15 protein-coding genes are annotated in these 15,841 nt (G+C 62.3%); 7 read left to right on the top strand and 8 right to left on the bottom strand.

What is annotated here, in order from left to right; translation table 11 throughout:
- Nucleotides 1-22 precede the first annotated feature (22 nt).
- The 5 genes from A0U94_RS12145 to A0U94_RS12125 form a co-directional block, all read right to left on the bottom strand.
- Nucleotides 23-763, bottom strand: coding sequence for an RNase A-like domain-containing protein (locus tag A0U94_RS12145; protein WP_077803508.1), 741 nt, complete (start codon nt 761-763; stop codon nt 23-25).
- Between the two features lie 2 nt (nt 764-765).
- Entirely contained in the window at nt 766-990 is a 225-nt protein-coding gene (locus A0U94_RS12140; protein ID WP_077803507.1) for a hypothetical protein, read from the bottom strand.
- A gap of 15 nt (nt 991-1,005) precedes the next feature.
- A complete protein-coding gene (locus A0U94_RS12135) occupies nt 1,006-1,314 on the bottom strand; it encodes a hypothetical protein (RefSeq protein ID WP_062029207.1) in 309 nt (102 codons plus the stop codon).
- A gap of 222 nt (nt 1,315-1,536) precedes the next feature.
- Nucleotides 1,537-3,924, bottom strand: coding sequence for a mechanosensitive ion channel family protein (locus A0U94_RS12130; protein ID WP_077803506.1), 2,388 nt, complete (start codon nt 3,922-3,924; stop codon nt 1,537-1,539).
- 163 nt (nt 3,925-4,087) lie between these two features.
- Complete coding sequence (locus A0U94_RS12125; RefSeq protein ID WP_077803505.1) at nt 4,088-4,477, bottom strand: winged helix-turn-helix transcriptional regulator; 390 nt, start codon at nt 4,475-4,477, stop codon at nt 4,088-4,090.
- A gap of 109 nt (nt 4,478-4,586) precedes the next feature.
- Between A0U94_RS12125 and A0U94_RS12120 the strand changes: the two genes are divergently transcribed.
- The 3 genes from A0U94_RS12120 (at nt 4,587) to A0U94_RS12110 (ending at nt 8,336) form a co-directional block, all read left to right on the top strand.
- Nucleotides 4,587-5,693, top strand: a complete 1,107-nt coding sequence (locus A0U94_RS12120) for an SDR family oxidoreductase (RefSeq protein WP_244178006.1) — start codon at nt 4,587-4,589, stop codon at nt 5,691-5,693.
- A 126-nt stretch (nt 5,694-5,819) separates the two neighbouring features.
- Nucleotides 5,820-7,913, top strand: coding sequence for a protein-disulfide reductase DsbD family protein (locus A0U94_RS12115; RefSeq protein ID WP_077803967.1), 2,094 nt, complete (start codon nt 5,820-5,822; stop codon nt 7,911-7,913).
- A 36-nt stretch (nt 7,914-7,949) separates the two neighbouring features.
- Complete coding sequence (locus tag A0U94_RS12110) at nt 7,950-8,336, top strand: hypothetical protein (RefSeq protein ID WP_077803504.1); 387 nt, start codon at nt 7,950-7,952, stop codon at nt 8,334-8,336.
- Between the two features lie 3 nt (nt 8,337-8,339).
- On the opposite strand, the gene A0U94_RS12105 is transcribed toward A0U94_RS12110, so the two are convergent.
- The 3 genes from A0U94_RS12105 to A0U94_RS12095 form a co-directional block, all read right to left on the bottom strand.
- On the bottom strand, nt 8,340-8,870 hold the full coding sequence (locus A0U94_RS12105) for a cupin domain-containing protein (protein ID WP_077803503.1): 531 nt from the start codon (nt 8,868-8,870) through the stop codon (nt 8,340-8,342).
- A 101-nt stretch (nt 8,871-8,971) separates the two neighbouring features.
- Complete coding sequence (locus tag A0U94_RS12100) at nt 8,972-11,326, bottom strand: TonB-dependent receptor (protein WP_208611642.1); 2,355 nt, start codon at nt 11,324-11,326, stop codon at nt 8,972-8,974.
- A gap of 192 nt (nt 11,327-11,518) precedes the next feature.
- A complete protein-coding gene (locus A0U94_RS12095; protein ID WP_077803502.1) occupies nt 11,519-12,442 on the bottom strand; it encodes a LysR family transcriptional regulator in 924 nt (307 codons plus the stop codon).
- A gap of 174 nt (nt 12,443-12,616) precedes the next feature.
- Here A0U94_RS12095 and A0U94_RS12090 point away from each other — a divergent pair, with 174 nt between their 5' ends.
- Genes A0U94_RS12090 through uraH form a run of 4 tightly spaced genes read left to right on the top strand, consistent with a single transcriptional unit; the run spans nt 12,617 to nt 15,841 of the window.
- Entirely contained in the window at nt 12,617-14,077 is a 1,461-nt protein-coding gene (locus tag A0U94_RS12090) for a SidA/IucD/PvdA family monooxygenase (protein WP_077803965.1), read from the top strand.
- A 14-nt stretch (nt 14,078-14,091) separates the two neighbouring features.
- Nucleotides 14,092-14,991: an allantoinase PuuE gene (gene puuE, locus A0U94_RS12085; RefSeq protein WP_077803501.1), complete on the top strand. Its 900-nt coding sequence runs from the start codon at nt 14,092-14,094 to the stop codon at nt 14,989-14,991.
- Nucleotides 14,988-15,512, top strand: coding sequence for a 2-oxo-4-hydroxy-4-carboxy-5-ureidoimidazoline decarboxylase (uraD, locus tag A0U94_RS12080; protein ID WP_077803500.1), 525 nt, complete (start codon nt 14,988-14,990; stop codon nt 15,510-15,512). The genes puuE and uraD overlap by 4 nt, the downstream gene beginning before the upstream one ends.
- Nucleotides 15,509-15,841: a hydroxyisourate hydrolase gene (gene uraH, locus A0U94_RS12075; protein WP_062107804.1), complete on the top strand. Its 333-nt coding sequence runs from the start codon at nt 15,509-15,511 to the stop codon at nt 15,839-15,841. The genes uraD and uraH overlap by 4 nt, the downstream gene beginning before the upstream one ends.

The following is a 15,841-nucleotide window of genomic DNA, read 5'->3' as shown; positions in this document are numbered from 1 at the left end:
CCCCCCCCCCCCTTTTTTTTTGTCAGGCGTAGATCCTGATGGTCTCGATGTAATAGGCCATTCCGCGGAGTTCGCGCTTGGTCAGGGTGACGGACAGTGTTTTGCCGGGTGTCGGGCGGCGATCCTGCTCCGTGATGACGATGCCGACGCCTTCGGGAAAATCCTGCTCGAAGCTCTCGCGCATGCCGTCAGGTGCTTCGGCACGCCATGCGTCGATTGAATTCCCATTGCTCTGAAGTGTCTGGAGGATGGCACGCTCTGCGTCTTCCTTTGTGTGGAAGAAAGAAACAGACCGGAGTTTTTCGTAGGTAAATCGCTCTTCGATGTCGGCGTCTGTCAGGGCGATATGCCGCTCCATAACGCATCCTCCGAGCTGGCGGTCTGAAGTGTCCGGCCAGGGAGGAGGTCCGATTTCGAGGCTCTTTAACAGGGCTGTCCAGAAATCGCGGAGGCTGGGAAACGGGGCCGAATGTTCCGGGAGCCAGGTAGTCTGGTCATTGAACCGGGCGACCGGATCGAAAGCGATCAGAGCCCGGGTGACCCGGGCCAGATCGGTATCGTTGCAGGCCAGCAGGGTTCCGAGTTCGCGGATGGCGGCGGCCCGGGTGAGGAAAGTCCGGGTCTCCGTCACGTCTTGAATAACGTCCATCAGGGTTTCGCCGAATGTGTCGACATCCTCCCCGAACGGACCGGCGCCGTAGCTGGCCAGTTGTGGAAAGAGGCGGCGACATTCCCGATCCGGCAGGTCTGATGGGATGGTCATTCTTATTGGCTCGGGGATTTTCTGGTGAACATGCGGTCGATTGCGGGGCCGATGAAATAGCCGATGATTTCGGTGATCAGGACGGAGGGCCAGGCCCAGCCGGCGTAATCCTTGAAGAAATCCTGATTTTCCAGATAGGTCATCACGGCGATGTCGATCAGGACGAGGGTCCACAATGTCGTGGACAGGAAGGGCTGCAGCCAGGCGTGGCGGATTGTGCGGGTCATGGGTGTCTCTCCGGCTTACGAAATCGAGACGTGGAAGACGAAGATCATCCCGCAGATGAAGGCGCCGAACAGCGGCAGCCAGCAGGTGTGCAGGTGGTTGTGGTTGTCCATGTAGGAGTAGGCCAGCGCGAGTGCGACATAGACATGCGCGAAGACGAGGCCAAGGACCATGCCGATGAAGCGCTTTTTCAGAACCTGCTCTTCCTGACGGTTCTTTTCGGCGAGAGCGGCGGGATCGGGCCGGTCCATGGGGGTTTCGGAGGCGGCCGTGAGGGGCGTCTGGTCGGGGGCTGACGGCTCTGGTGAGACCAGGACAAGAGACATCGCTGGATTCCTTGGCATGATCCTCGCCGATCGGCGGGCGATGCGGGGCCGCGGGAGGATCGGGCCGGGAAATCGTCTGCGGGGAACCGGGAGGAGGGTTCTCGATAATGTGGGGGCAGAATGAGCCTGTCCGCACGGCAATGCAAGACTTTATTTAAATGATTAAGAATTGAGGTGTCCGGTCGTGGAAAACCGGCTCCTGGGTCAGGAGCCGGTTCCGGATCAGGTCTGGTTGGGAGCGTCGTTGGCCGGGATGGGCAGCGGGGCGTCCGTGGTGATGCGCATGGCGTTGCCGGGGGGCGTCGTGAAGTAGGACGTGCCGGTGTAGAACTTGATGCTGGCGGCGGCGAGCTGGTTGGTGATGCGGCGGTAGAACTCGCGCTTGACCTTCCATTTCATCATCGGTGCCGTGCGGAAGCTGCCGAGGAGGGTGGCGCCGCCGCTGTCGCTGTTATCCACGCCCAGATCGTTATAGTCCGACAGGATCATGGGGCCGAAGACGGCGTCGTCTCGCATGTCCTTGAGGGTTTTTGTCATGATGGCTGTCACGCGTGGCAGGTCTTCGGACAGGTCGAGCTGCTGTTTGACGATGACCTGGTTGTAGCCGCGGGCGGTGTTGGCGATCGAGGAGACGGACGAGAACGGGATGATGTGAAGGTCGCCGTTGATGTCGCGGACCTTCACGGTGCGGATCGAGAGGTTTTCCACCGTTCCCGAAACGCCGCCGGTCGTGACCCAGTCACCCACCTGAATGGCATCTTCGACGAGCATGAAGAAGCCCGTGATGAAGTCCTTGACCAGGCTCTGCGAACCGAAGGCGATGGCGGCACCCATGATGCCTGCACCGGTGAGCAGCGGGGTGACGTTGATGCCGATCTGCGAGAGCGTCGTGACTGCGACGATGATGATGATGATGGCCAGCAGGACGGTGCGGATGATGGGCAGGACCGTGCGGAGGCGGGTGGCGCGGGAAAGCTGGTCCGATTTCTCGAAGCGGGTGAGCTGCTGGTTAAGAAAGGCGTTGATGATTTCCCAGATTGCAACGGCCACGCTGAGGGCGACCAGCATCGTCAGGACGGCGTCGAGCAGATGTCGGCCGACGGCGTTTTTCATGAAGAAGCCGAATGTAGGCAGGCCCCAGGCTTCGGTCATGGCGATCAGGGTCAGGAAGAGAATGGCGCCGGTCAGGATGCGACGGGCGAAGGGGTAATAGCGGTCGGCGCGTTTCTGGATGTCGGGGAAGCGTTCGGTCAGGACGGGATTGATGCGGAAGAAGCGGTCCTGAAGGGCGTATGCCATAACTGCTACCAGTCGGGACACGGCAAGAATACCCAAGGTGACACCTGTGGTGACAAGAATCCAGTAATAGCCACCCGGCAGGTGGGCGGCCCAGACGACCCAGAGAGAGGCGTCGAGGAACATCGCCGCGATCCACCAAAGTTGTATGATGGCACATAACGCTGTCCATATCGCGGTGTCGGGGGCTGCGCGGGGCTGGAGTGCGCGGCTGACGAGGTGTCTGATGCGCCAGATGAAGACGGCGATCAGGATGTGTTCGATCAGGATTATGCCGCGGATCATCGCATCGGTGCCGCGGGGCGAGAGATTGAACTGGCTGCCCAGTGTGGACAGGCAGAAGACGATGGCGGGGGCTGCGACCAGCACGTTCCACCACCGGGTCAGCAGGAAGGCTGTGGCGTCCGTGGCGGGCAGGAGGCGGATCATGGGGGAGCGGGGCGCGAATCCGGTTTCGACGAAAAGATAGAGAATCCGGGCGGCGGCATAGCAGTTGGCGAGCGTCATGATGACGTTGTCGGTCTTGGCGCTCCAGGGGAGGACCAGAACGGCCAGATAGGCGACGGCCAGAAAGACGAGAACCGGGATGGCCTTCAGGGCGAAATGTCCCATCGCGTAGGGAACGCGGGCGAAGAAGCGCAGGGTTTCGACCTGACGCCGCTGGTCGGCGGCGCGGGTTTCGCTGGAGCCGTCGACGATGGGGTCATGGGCGGCGGCGTCTTCGTCCGCGAGGGTGTTGCGCTGCTCCCGGTTTTCGGCGTTCTGGGTCAGCTGGACCAGCGGCTTGTGCAGGCTCAGGGCGACAATCCGCTCCAGAGCCACGCCGCAGAGCATGACCACGAGGCCGCCTGCGAAGGCGTGAAGGATTGTGGTGCGGGTATCGGCTGAAGCGAGGGTCGTGTGGGCCCAGTGACCGACAATGCCGAGGTCGCTGAACAGGCCGAGGAAGTTGTGCAGATAGCCCAGCGCCTGCAGGCGGATGCTGCTCAGGCCGGTGTGGATGTCGGGTGGGACGTCGGCGACGGTTTTGGCGGGGGCGGCTTTCGCAGGGGCTGCGGCAGGAGCTGCGACCGGCAGGCCGCGGGCCATCAGGTCAAGGGTGTGGGTGAAGGCGTCCCGTTCCTTGGGATTGTTCAGGACGTTGAGGAGTTGCTGCGCTTCCTGCTGGCTGAGGGGATGGGCGCTGTCGGCGGCTTTTGCCGGCAGGAGGGGCGTCAGAAGGCCGAGGAGCAGAAAGAGGCAGAGGCCGAGGACGGCGCGTCCGGTTCGCGGGTGGGGTGAGGCGGACGGCTCGGGACGGGGGATCGACGGCATCGCTCTGTTGGGTCCTTGATGTTACGCGGGGATGTTACGCGGTGGAATTATGGTGGCTGGGGCGGGATGTGAGGCCTGCGCCGGGTGGTCCGCCGAGGGCGGTTGTTGTGTGCGAACATGGCACAGGGTGGCAGCCCTGTCCTACCCTCTTCCTGCGGGTGTTTTATTCGGACAGGGGCATGTCGTCGGGCATCAGCCGGTCGAGGGCCTCGGCGTTTCTGATGGCCCAGTGATAGAGAAGCTCCACGGGTTCCACGAAGGTCTGACCCAGATCCGTCAGGCTGTAATCGACATGGGGTGGCATGATCTGCCGGACGTTGCGGCGGATGAGGCCCTGCGTTTCGAGCTCGCGCAGGGTCTGGGTCATCATTTTTTTCGACAGGCCGGGGATGCTGCGCTGGAGCTTTCCGGGACGTGCCGTGCCGCCCAGAAGATGCAGCGTGTGCAGGATCATGGTGGTCCATTTTCCGCTGAAAAGCCTCAGGATCCGGCGGGGTGCGCAGTCTTCGTCAAAGGGCGCCTGACGGTAGTGTTCGGGCAGCGGCGGGGTCATGGAGTGGGCACCTTCTGGTCACCAGGGCACGAAAAGGTGCCGTCTGGCGGAAATGCGGATGGTCTTCCAGATGTGGAACAGACCCTGTTTTCTGCAAAGGAAAAATCCCATGACATCTTCTGTTCCTGCCATGGTGCCGTCTGGAGTAGCACCGGCCCGGACCGCACTGGTTGTCGGGGCGACCGGTATTGTTGGCCAGAACATTGCGGCGCGTCTCGTGGCCGAAGGCTGGACCGTGCATGGTCTGGCGCGGAGGCCGCGTCATGACATGGCGGGCGTGCTGCCGGTTGAGGCCGATCTTCTGGATCTGCCGGCGCTGACCCATGCGCTGCGGGATCTGCGGCCGAGCCATGTGTTTTTCTGCTCCTGGCTGCGTCAGGAGACGGAAGAAGAGAACTGCCGCGTCAATTCCGCGATGATCCGCAATGTGTTCGCCGCTCTGCCGGAGCCGGGACTTCTGGTTCATGCGGCGCTGACGACGGGCATGAAGCATTATCTTGGTCCGTTCGAATCCTATGCGTCCGGCGAGCCGCCGGTGACGCCGTTCCGCGAAGACGCACCCCGGCTGGATCTGCCGAATTTCTATTACGATCAGGAAGACGCGCTTTATGAAGCCGCTGCACGACACGGGTTTTCGTGGAGTGTGCATCGTCCGCATACGGTGATCGGCTATGCGGTTGGCAATGCGATGAACATGGGCAGCACGCTGGCGGTCTATGCGACGATCTGCCGCGAGACCGGGCGGCCTTTCGTCTTTCCGGGATCTCCTGTGCAGTGGAACGCCCTGACGGATCTGACCGATGCGCGGCAACTGGCGCGGCAGCTTTTCTGGGCCTCGACCGAGGCGGGGGGACGCAATCAGGCGTTCAATATCGTGAACGGGGATGTGTTTCGCTGGAAATGGCTCTGGCCGCGTCTGGCGGAATGGTTCGGAATCGAGGCTGCTCCGTATCCCGGCCATGCGACGTCCCTCGAAGAGACGCTTGCGGGGGATGCGGCGCTCTGGGAACGGATTGCCGCAGAATACGGGCTTGCGGAAAGCCGGATCGAACGGCTGGCCTCGGCCTGGCATACGGATGCGGATCTGGGGCGGCCGGTCGAATGTGTGACGGATATCAGCAAAAGCCGCCTCGCGGGGTTTGCGGGATATCAGTATACGCCGGACTCTTTCACCGATCTGTTCACGCGGCTGCGGGCTGAGAAGCTGATCCCGTAACACGGGGTTTGCAGGGCCTTTCGGTTTCACGACCGGAAGGGTCCTGCTTTTCGTTTCAGTCAGTGATATGGTGAAGGCTGTCTTCTGAAAACGTGGAATGAGCCTGTCTTGCATCGAATGTTCAGCATGTCGGCCCTGCTCCTGGCAGGGGTTCTGGGTCTGGGATCCGTGTCCGCGCGGGCGGCGGAAAGTGCGCCGGTTGCGTCCGCGAACGATACCGCGACGCTTGTCACGGATCGCGATGCGGTCGGGCCGGACCAGCATTTTCGGGTCGGGCTCCGGCTTCAGCTCAAGCCGGGCTGGCATACGTACTGGATCAATCCGGGCGATGCCGGGGACACGCCGACGCTGGATGTGACGGCTGATGGCGGGGCGACGGGCAAGGGGGGGGCGATCCACTGGCCAGTGCCGGTGCGGATCAGTGAGGGCGGCCTCATGTCCTATGCCTATGTCAATGAGGTGACGCTGCCCGAGGATCTGGTTCTCAAGGGTTCCGGCGGGACAACGCTGCATGCCCATGCGGAGTGGCTTGTCTGCGCGCAGGTCTGCATTCCCGAGAGCGGTGATTTCACACTGACGCTGCCGGCTTCGACCGGTGATGTGCCGGAAGGCGGGGCGCAGGCGGACCTGTTCCGCAAGGCGGAAGCTGCAACGCCGGTGGCGTCGCCGTTTGCGGCCAGCGTGTCGGGCGACGGCGTGCTGACCCTTTCGGGCAAGGGGCTGTCTGCGGCGTCCGTGTCGCAGGCGTGGTTCCTGCCGCAGGATGGGGGCGTGATTGATCAGGTCGCGGAACAGCCGCTGCATGTCTCTGATGGCCAGCTGACGCTCGGGCTGAAATTCCTGAAATCGGCGCATCGGGACAAGCCGCTTGTGGGCGTGGTCGTGCTCAAGGATGCGGCGGGGCAGGAAAGCCCGTTGCAGATCGAGGCGCGGCCGGTTGGGGGGGCTGCTGCGGCTCCTGTGCAGGCGGATGCGGCCCCGGCTTCGGACGTGCCGACGGGCGCGGGTTGGCTGCGGGTTCTGCTCTTTGCTTTTGTGGGCGGGCTGATTCTGAACCTGATGCCGTGCGTGTTTCCGGTTCTGGCGATGAAGGCGCTGTCTCTGGCGAAGATGGGCGGTGCTGGACGGGGCGCGCAGCTTCAGAGTGCGCTGTTCTATACGCTGGGCGTGACCGGGGCTTTTGCGGCGCTGGGCATTGTCATGATCGGACTGCGTCTGGCCGGGTCTGCAGCGGGATGGGGCTTTCAGTTCCAGTCGCCGGGATTTGTGGTCGGCGTGTGCTGGCTGCTGTTCCTGATGGGGCTGAACCTGCTTGGTGTGTTTGAAGTCAGCGCCGGGCGTCTGGGTCAGGTGCAGACTGGCGGCGGCCGCAGCGGGGACATGATGACGGGCCTGCTGGCGGTTATTGTGGCGACGCCCTGCACGGCGCCGTTCATGGGCGTTGCCATTGCCGGGGCTCTGGGTGGGCCGCCGGTGATGGGGGTTCTGGTGTTCCTGTCGATGGGGCTTGGGCTGGCATTTCCGTATATTCTCGTGGCCGGTGTTCCGGGTGTGGCATCGCGGATGCCGAAGCCGGGGGCCTGGATGGGTATTCTCAAGCAGGTTCTGGCGTTTCCGCTGTTTGCGACCTGTGTATGGCTGCTCTGGGTGGCGGCAATCCAGCGGGGCGTGACGTTTGTGGCGCTGACGGCCGGGGGCGTTGTGCTTCTGGGGTTTGCGGGCTGGATTTATGGTGTTGGGCAGCGTCGGTCCATGCTGGAGGGCGGCCGTGGGACGGTGGCGTTCTGCCGGATCGTGGCTGTGCTGTGTGTTGTGGTTTGTGGGGCCGCGCTGGCGCAGGGACTGCGGGCCGCGCCTGCTCCTGTGGTTATGGGCGCTTCGGAGGCCGGGATCGAGCCGTTCTCGGAGGCGCGTCTGGCCGAGCTTCGGGCGCAGGGCAAGCCGGTGTTCATCGACATGACGGCGTCATGGTGCATCACCTGCATGGTCAATGAGCGTGTGGCGCTGGATGTGCCATCCGTTCAGCAGGCGTTCCGGGACCAAAAGATCGTGTTCCTCAAGGGGGACTGGACGAACCGCAATGCGGCGATCGGTGCGTTCCTCAAGGCGCATGGGCGCGATGGTGTGCCGTTCTATATCTATTATGCGCCGCATCAGGATGGCGTTGTGCTGCCGCAGATCCTGACGCCGGGGATCGTGCTCTCGACGATCGGGAAATGATGTCAGGGCAATGAGACAGGCTCGGGAGGAATGGTCATGAAAGCATGGGTGTTTCTTCCGGGACTGTTTCTGACTGCGCTGATGCCTCTCCTTGGTGTGGCGCAGGTTCCTCCGACAAATCCGTTCAATGCCGTGAAGATCCTGCCCGGAAACCTGTTCGGGACGCAGGGCGCGGCAGGTTCGGGGACGGGCGAAGAAATTCGCGTCATGGGACATCGCCGGGCGCCACCGGTTTTTTTCGCCTCCCCGATCGTGACCCGTTATTTTGAAGACGGTCATACGGAGAGCCGCGTCACCCTTTGGAAGGGTATGACGGCTCATCTGAAATTTGGGCGGGATCTGGATCATGATCCCGTCACAGGCACCAATACATCGCGGTTTGGCGAGGCCTATGCCACGTCCTCGCCGTTGTTGCCGCGATAGGGCTTAGCCCCCCGTGTTGCGCGGGTCGTCCTGCGGATTGACGTAGGCCATGCTGAACGGCCCCGTTCCTGAAACCTGAAGCACGGCGCCCTGGCTTCCCGCCTTGATGGCATGGGGTACGTTGACCGGCAGATGGACAAAGCCACCCGGTCCGAGCGCGCGCCGCTGCGTCGTGGCGATGTTCTGTCCTACGAAATGCTGGATGTTGCCGCTGATGACGGTCAGCATTTCGTCCAGATTATGGGTGTGGGGCGGGATGAACGATCCGGCGGGCATCATGACGCGCAGCGTAAAGGGGCCGGGTTTTGTGGTGTCACCGGTCAGGATGGCGATTTTCGTTCCGTGCGGGAACATGGGGGGCGCGGGCTGCCAGGTGACGGCCTCCGAACCCTCAATGATCGTTACGCCGGGGTTGTCCTGCGGGGTTTCGGTCGGGATGGGGGCGGCGTGGGCTATCGAGAATAGCGTAAGCGCTGCGCCGAGAAGCAGGGCCGAACTGGCGGACTGTTTTCTGGAAATCATGCCGAAGGGCATTGGGGGGTCTCCTCCGTTCCACAGGGATGTGGGGCCGTGTTGCGGGAACGCAGCGGAGGAGACGTGGTTTTGGGGCAGGGAGTGCTCCCCGCCCCTTCCCGTCAGAAGGCGGTGGAGACCGTTCCGGTCATGGTGAAGCGCGGGGAGACCATGAAGGAGTTTCCGTAGCCGGTATAGGGTGCCAGATTGCCGCTGTGGACTGTGCTGGGGTCCCGGGCGCTGTAGACCGCGCCCATGGCGCCGGTGCGGACGATGGATCCGGTGAGGTTGGTGAAGTTCAGGCGGAAGGTCGGGGACTGCGCGAACATGAAGGGCTTGAAGTGATAGCCCATCGAGAGCGTGTCGGTGACGTAGCCCGGAATGCGCTGGTCGCCCGCGATGCTGACGGATTGCGGGCCGGTATAGTGGACCGAGCCATTCGCGAAGAAGCCCTTGTAAGTGTAGGTCAGGCCGAAATTCGCGATGACATGCGGGGCCATGACGGCCTGCGTGCCCTTGGAGTGCAGCATCGTGTTCAGATACGGATCGAAGACGTTGCTGTCCTGTGAGGCGTGCAGGTATTCGACGGAGGCGTAGGGGCTGAAGCCGTGGATCGGGCGTGCAGCGACCATGACGTCGAAGCCGCGCATCTGCTGGCTGCCGATATTGAACGGCTTGTAGCTGTTCATGCCCACATACTGGTCCACGATGCGGTTCGTGACGTTGTAGTTGAAGAACGCAACGTCCGCGATGATGTGGTCGTCGTGGTAGCGGTAGCCGAGTTCTTCCTTGATGGAATACTGGTTCTTGGGGATCGCGACGCTGGTGTAGAGCCAGCCGAGGTCGACTGCGCTGGGCTGGCGGTAGTCGCCTTCCACGTTCAGGTAGACCTGGCTGTGGTTATCAATGCGGTAGCCGATCGAAAGCTGCGGCAGCGGTGCGGTGCGGTTCGCTTCCTGACGGCCGTAATAGTCCTTGTTCCAGATGTTCGTCATGACGAACTTGAACCCGGCGTCCACCGTCAGGTGGTCATTGAAATACTTGGCCGTGTCATGCACGAACAGGGACTGGATTTCGTAACCGGCCGTCTGTTTGTCGCCGGCGGAAATCTGGTACGCGGCCCAGTTGGGGCTCGGTGCGTTGCCGTCCGCCATCTGGTAGCTGGTGGGGTAGGACTGGATCGTCTGGGTGTTTTCATACCAGTAGCCGACCGAGAACGTGTTGTGGCGGTCGATTTCCCAGTTGAGTTTCGCGACCGTACCGACCGAGCGGTATTCGTTCTGCAGGAAGTAGTTCGTCAGGCCGCGCGTGGCACCGGTGGCATCGGTCGTGGTGCCGCCCGGAGACGCGTCCCAGCCCTGTCCGAAGCTGAAATAGGGGTGGATGTCGAGCGACAGGCGTGAGGGCAGCGCGATATGGACCGGAGCCGAGATGAAGATCTGGTTCCAGTGATCGTTGTTGTTGCCCCAGTAGTTGTTGCTCTTGCGATCGTCCGTGCGGCCGTAGCCCTGTCCGGTGTGCTTGTAGCGGAAGAACTGGTCAGAGGTGGGGTAGTTGTCGATGATGAAGTCGGCGGAGTTCCAGGACAGGAAGAACTTGGCGTTGGAGCCGTTATGCCAGTCTTTCTGGAGGCCGAAATCAATGTGTTTGCGCTGGTTGGTTCCGGCACCCATCCATGAGCGGGCATGGGTGTTGGAAAACGAGAAATAGCCGCGTACGCCGCTATGGCCGATTTCGCCGGATTCGAGGCGCAGGAACTCGCGCGAGAGGTTGTTGGTGCCGTAAGAGAAGTCGATCAGGCCGCCGCGCTTTTGCGAAGGGGTGCGTGTTTCCTCGTTCATGACGCCACCGGCGGCGGACATGACGGGCAGATCCGTCGCCGAGGAGCCGGGCGTGACGCTGACGCTCTCGACATTTTCGGAATCAACGTTTTCGCTCAGATATTTTGCCGCCGCTGCCGGAGCGCCGTCCACCAGAAGGCCCATGTCGAGATCCGTCAGGCCGCGGGACTGGATCTGTCCGCCTTCCATGCCTGACGAATCCGGCGTCGTGACATTGAGGCTCGGCAGGTTCTGGATCAGGTCGAGCGCCGTGCTGGTCGGCGCGCGCATGTCGATGAATTCCTTGGTGACGGTCTGCACGGCATGGGGGGCGGTTTCGACGCGCATCATACCACCACCGCCGTTCAGGGCGCGGCGCGAGGACGTGACGGAGACCGTTTCGGCAGCCGAGGCATCAAGGGCGTGGGCGCGGGGCGCTGCGGTTGCGCGCGAGGGTATCCGGGCCGTTTTTGGAGTATTGCGGCTGGAGGTCTGATGGCGCGGCGTGTGGTGTTTCGAGGGCTGTGCGGCGCGGGCTGGCGTTGCGAAGGCGGCGAGCACGCTGCCGGCAAGGCAGGTGACCGCAAGGAGCTGACGTCTGTAGCCCAGTGAGCCAGAGCGTGATCCGGAGCCGCGGGACTGATGGTTGTCTTTCATGCTGCCGGGCTCCTGGTCTGTTGGAAAGAAAGGTTCACTTTGGAAACGGTATTTATTCGAAACGTGGATGTAAAACGGATGGCCTATCTCCATCAAAGATAAAATGCAGACCGGGGCATTGCCGTTTTTAGGTTGGTGCAAAAATGTGACAGTTTATGTCTCCCGTATGACGCGGTTTTTCGGGGCTGGAAATCAGGACGGGGGGTGGGGCTGTGTGGCGGGGGAGAGGAACTCTTTTTCGAGTTCGGAAATCACCAGTCGGGCGGCGCCGGAAAGCTGCCGGGAATGGTCCACGCACAGCGCGAGCGTCAGAGGTGCGAGATCGTGGTTGGAAATCGGTATAAAGGCCAGTTCGCCGCGCGTGACCTCCTCCATGGCGTCGAGCGCGCTGAGGATTCCGAGGCCGATGCCTTCGCGGACCAGAGACTTGATCATCTGGATATTGTCGGAGGACGCGGCGGCGTGAATGTCGAGATTGCTGTCTATCTGAAGAATTTCGATCTGGCGGTGCAGGGCGAGCGGGGGCTCGGGCATGATCATGGGATAATTCATCGCCAGACTGAAACGGGCGTTTTTGCGTTCGGCGACGGGATGGTTCGGCAGGCAGACGAAGCCGAGCGGAAAATCCTTGTGCGCGCGGACCAGAAGACCGCGGGCATGGGTCGGGTTAAGCAGCAGAGCGAGATCGACCGAACCGCCGATCAGGGTGTCCTGGATACGGCTGTTGTCGAGAACATGGGTGCAGATGGTAATGCCGGGATGGGTCGTGCGCATGGCGCGGAGCAGGCGGGGCAGGAAGCCGCGGGTCAGGGCGTCGGGGACCGCGATATCCACCTGTCCCCGACGCAGGCCGCGCATGTCTTCGATCTGGACGCACATATTGGTCAGGTCCCGCGACCATTGTTTGCCGTGCGCATAAAGCAGTTCGCCGGTTGCCGTCAGGCGCAGGCCGGTGGGCAGACGCTCGAACAGGGGCGTGCCGAGGGATTCCTCGCCCTGAAGGATCTGCCGGTCGATGGCGGAGGCGGCGATGCGCAGATGTTCGGAGGCGCGACGGATGGAGCCGTGCTGGGCGACGGCGAGAAAGTAGCGCAGGAAGCGTGAGAAGACAGGCATGGATGAACTGCTCTCTTTTTGCGAACGGGAGGAGCGTTTTTATGGAGTATACGACCTTGAGGCGGTGTGAAACTATCCCGGCCGACAGGTGACCTGTCGCTTTTGTTGCGGAAAGACACTCCGGCACCTACCGGAGACTGCCCTGTCCGTGCCGGTTCTTTGGGGTTTGACCACATGACATCCACCGTTTCTCCCGTCGATGCTCCGGCTATGGAGGCTTTGGCTGCGCTTTCGGGGCGTGTGCGGGAGGATCTGGCGAAAATCCGTTATGCGACGGGCAACTGGAGCCTGACGCAGGACCGGGACGGGGAAGCGGTTCTGGATGTGGCGATCATCGGTGCGGGGCAGGGGGGCATCACGTCATGCTTCGGGCTGCGGCGGCAGGGTGTGACCAATGTGCAGGTCTTTGAAAAAGCGGCGAAAGGCGGCGAAGGTCCGTGGGTGACGTTTGCACGCATGATCACGCTGCGCACGCCCCGGCATGTCACGGGGCCGGATCTGGGTATTCCCAGCCTTACGCCCCAATCCTGGTTCGAGGCGCGGTATGGCGCGAAGGCCTGGGAGGATCTGGACAAGATTTCCCGCCATGACTGGCAGGCCTATCTGGACTGGGTGCGGCAGACGCTCGACATCCCGGTCGTGAACGATCAGGAACTCGTGCATGTCGGCTGGGACGAGGGGCTGCTGCGGCTGACGTTCCGCAATGCCGCCGGTCAGGAAACGGTGCGTCTGGCGCGGCGGATGGTTCTGGCGACGGGCATTGAAGGTGGGGGGACGTGGCATGTGCCGTCCTTCATTTCCGACACACTGCCGAAATCCGTTTATGCGCACACGCATGAAGACATTGATTTTGAAGCCCTGAAGGGCAAGCGGATTGGTGTTCTGGGGGCCGGGGCCTCCGCGTTCGACAATGCGGCGACGGCGCTGGAAAAGGGCGCGGGTCGGGTGGATCTGTGCCTGCGTCGGGCGAAGATCCCGGCCATCAATCCGTATCGCTGGATGGAAAATGCGGGCTTTCTGGCGCATTTTTCGGAACTGCCGGACCTGACGCGCTGGCGTTTCATGCGGCAGATTTACAGCCTGAACCAGCCACCCCCGCAGGACACGTTCTGGCGCTGCCGCCGTCATGAGAATTTTGCTTTCCATCCCGGGACGCCCTGGACGGCGACGCGGATGGATGGCGAGGAGATCGTGGTGACGACCACGCAGGGCGAGATGCGCTTTGATTTCCTGATCATCGGGACGGGGTTCACGATCGACCTGTCGCAGCGTCCGGAAACGCGGGATTTCGCGTCGTCTGTTCTGCTGTGGCGCGATCATTTCACGCCGCCCGCCGGGGAAGACAGTGCGCTTCTGGGGAGCCATCCGTATCTGGGGGCGCGGTTCCAGTTCCTGCCGAAGGATGCGGCTGATCCGAAGGCGCCGATGCTGGCGGCGATCTACAATTTCACGTTCGGGGCCATGCCGAGCATGGGGCTTTCGGGGGCGTCCATCAGCGGGATGCGTTTTGGCGTGGAGAAGCTGGCGCGGGGCATTGCGCGCGATCTGTTCGTGGAGGACGGCGACAGGCATCTGGCGAGCCTGCTGGCCTATGACACGGAAGAACTCGTCAGTCTCGATCCGCCGGTGCTTTGAGAAGGGAAACGCCCATGACGCAGGACAGCTACCCGCGGGACATGATCGGCTATGGCCGCACGCCGCCTGATCCGAAATGGCCGAATGGCGCGCGTATCGCCGTGCAGTTCGTCATCAATTACGAGGAAGGGGCGGAGAATTCGGTGCTGCATGGGGATGCGGGATCGGAAGCGTTCCTGTCCGAAATGGTGGGAACGAAATCCATTATCGGGGCGCGCTGTGCGCAGATGGAGAGCCTGTACGAATATGGCAGCCGGGCCGGGTTCTGGCGGCTGCGGCGTCTGTTCGATGATGCCGGGATGCCGGTGACGGTGTTTGGTGTGGCGAAGGCGCTGGCCCGTAATCCGGATGCGGTGGCGGCCATGAAGGAGAGCGGCTGGGAAATTGCGTCCCACGGTCTGCGCTGGATTGATTATCAGGATTTCCCTGAAGACGTGGAGCGGGCGCATATCCGCGAGGCGATTGCGCTCCACACTGAAGTGACGGGGGAGCGGCCGCTGGGCTGGTATCAGGGGCGCACGAGCCCGAACACGGCGCGTCTGGTCGCGGAGGAAGGCGGGTTTGTTTACGACGCCGATTCCTATGCGGATGACCTGCCGTATTATGACCGGACCCACGGCCGGGCGCAGTTGATCGTGCCCTACACGCTCGATGCGAATGATATGAAGTTCGCGGCGCTTAACGGCTTTACGGAAGGCGAGCAGTTCTTCACCTATCTGCGTGATGCGTTTGACATGCTGTACCGCGAAGGCGGGAGGATGATGTCGATCGGGCTGCATTGCCGTCTGGCGGGCAAGCCGGCGCGGGCGCTGGGGCTGCTGAAGTTTCTGGAGCATATCCGCAAGCATGAAAATGTGTGGGTGGCGACGCGGCTGGACATTGCGCGGCACTGGCAGTCTGTGCATCCGGCATGAAGATTTCGGACGTCAATGCGCTGTCGGATGAGGCGTTTGTGGCGCAGTTCGGCGGCCTTTACGAACATTCGCCCTGGGTGGCGGCAGGGGCGTTGAAGGCGCGGCCTTTTGCGGATGTGGATGCGATGCTGTCCGCGTTTGCGCAGGTTGTGCGCTCTGCGGGCGCGGAAGCACAGCTTGCGCTGGTACGGGCGCATCCAGAGCTTGGACATCGCGCCGGGATTGATCCGGATCTGACGGAACATTCAGCCTCTGAACAGGCTTCGGCCGGGCTGGATCGTCTGACGCCTGCGGAATATGAGCGGTTCCGGAGGCTGAATGACGCGTATCGCGCGCGGTTTTCCATGCCGTTCGTGATCTGCGTGCGCAAGGTTGCGGCACCCGGAAAAGCTGCGAAAACCGTGATTATGGATGAAATGGAGCGCCGTCTGGCTGGCACTCCCGAACAGGAACTGACCGAGGCGCTGACGCAGATTGATGCGATTGCAGGGCTTCGTCTGAAAGATCTGGTGACGGCATGAGTTCTCTGTCCACGCATGTTCTCGATACGGTGTCCGGGAAGCCTGCCGCGGGTGTGAGCCTGCGCCTGTTGCAGGGGGATCGGGTGCTGTTCGAAGGCCAGACGAATGCGGACGGGCGTTGCCCGGAACTGCGGGATGTTGCAGTTTCGAAAGGGACGTATTGTCTGGAATTCCGGATTGGCGATTATTTCCGAAAAGGGGGGCAGGTTCTGTCCGATCCGCCGTTTCTGGATGTGGTGCCGATCGTGTTCGGGCTGGCGGCGGAAACACATGCACATGTGCCGCTGCTGGCGGCGCCGTTCGGATATTCCACCTATCGCGGAAGCTGA

This window comes from Gluconobacter albidus, from assembly GCF_002005485.1.
Taxonomy (GTDB): domain Bacteria; phylum Pseudomonadota; class Alphaproteobacteria; order Acetobacterales; family Acetobacteraceae; genus Gluconobacter; species Gluconobacter albidus.
This window is presented reverse-complemented; position numbering and strand designations above follow the sequence as displayed.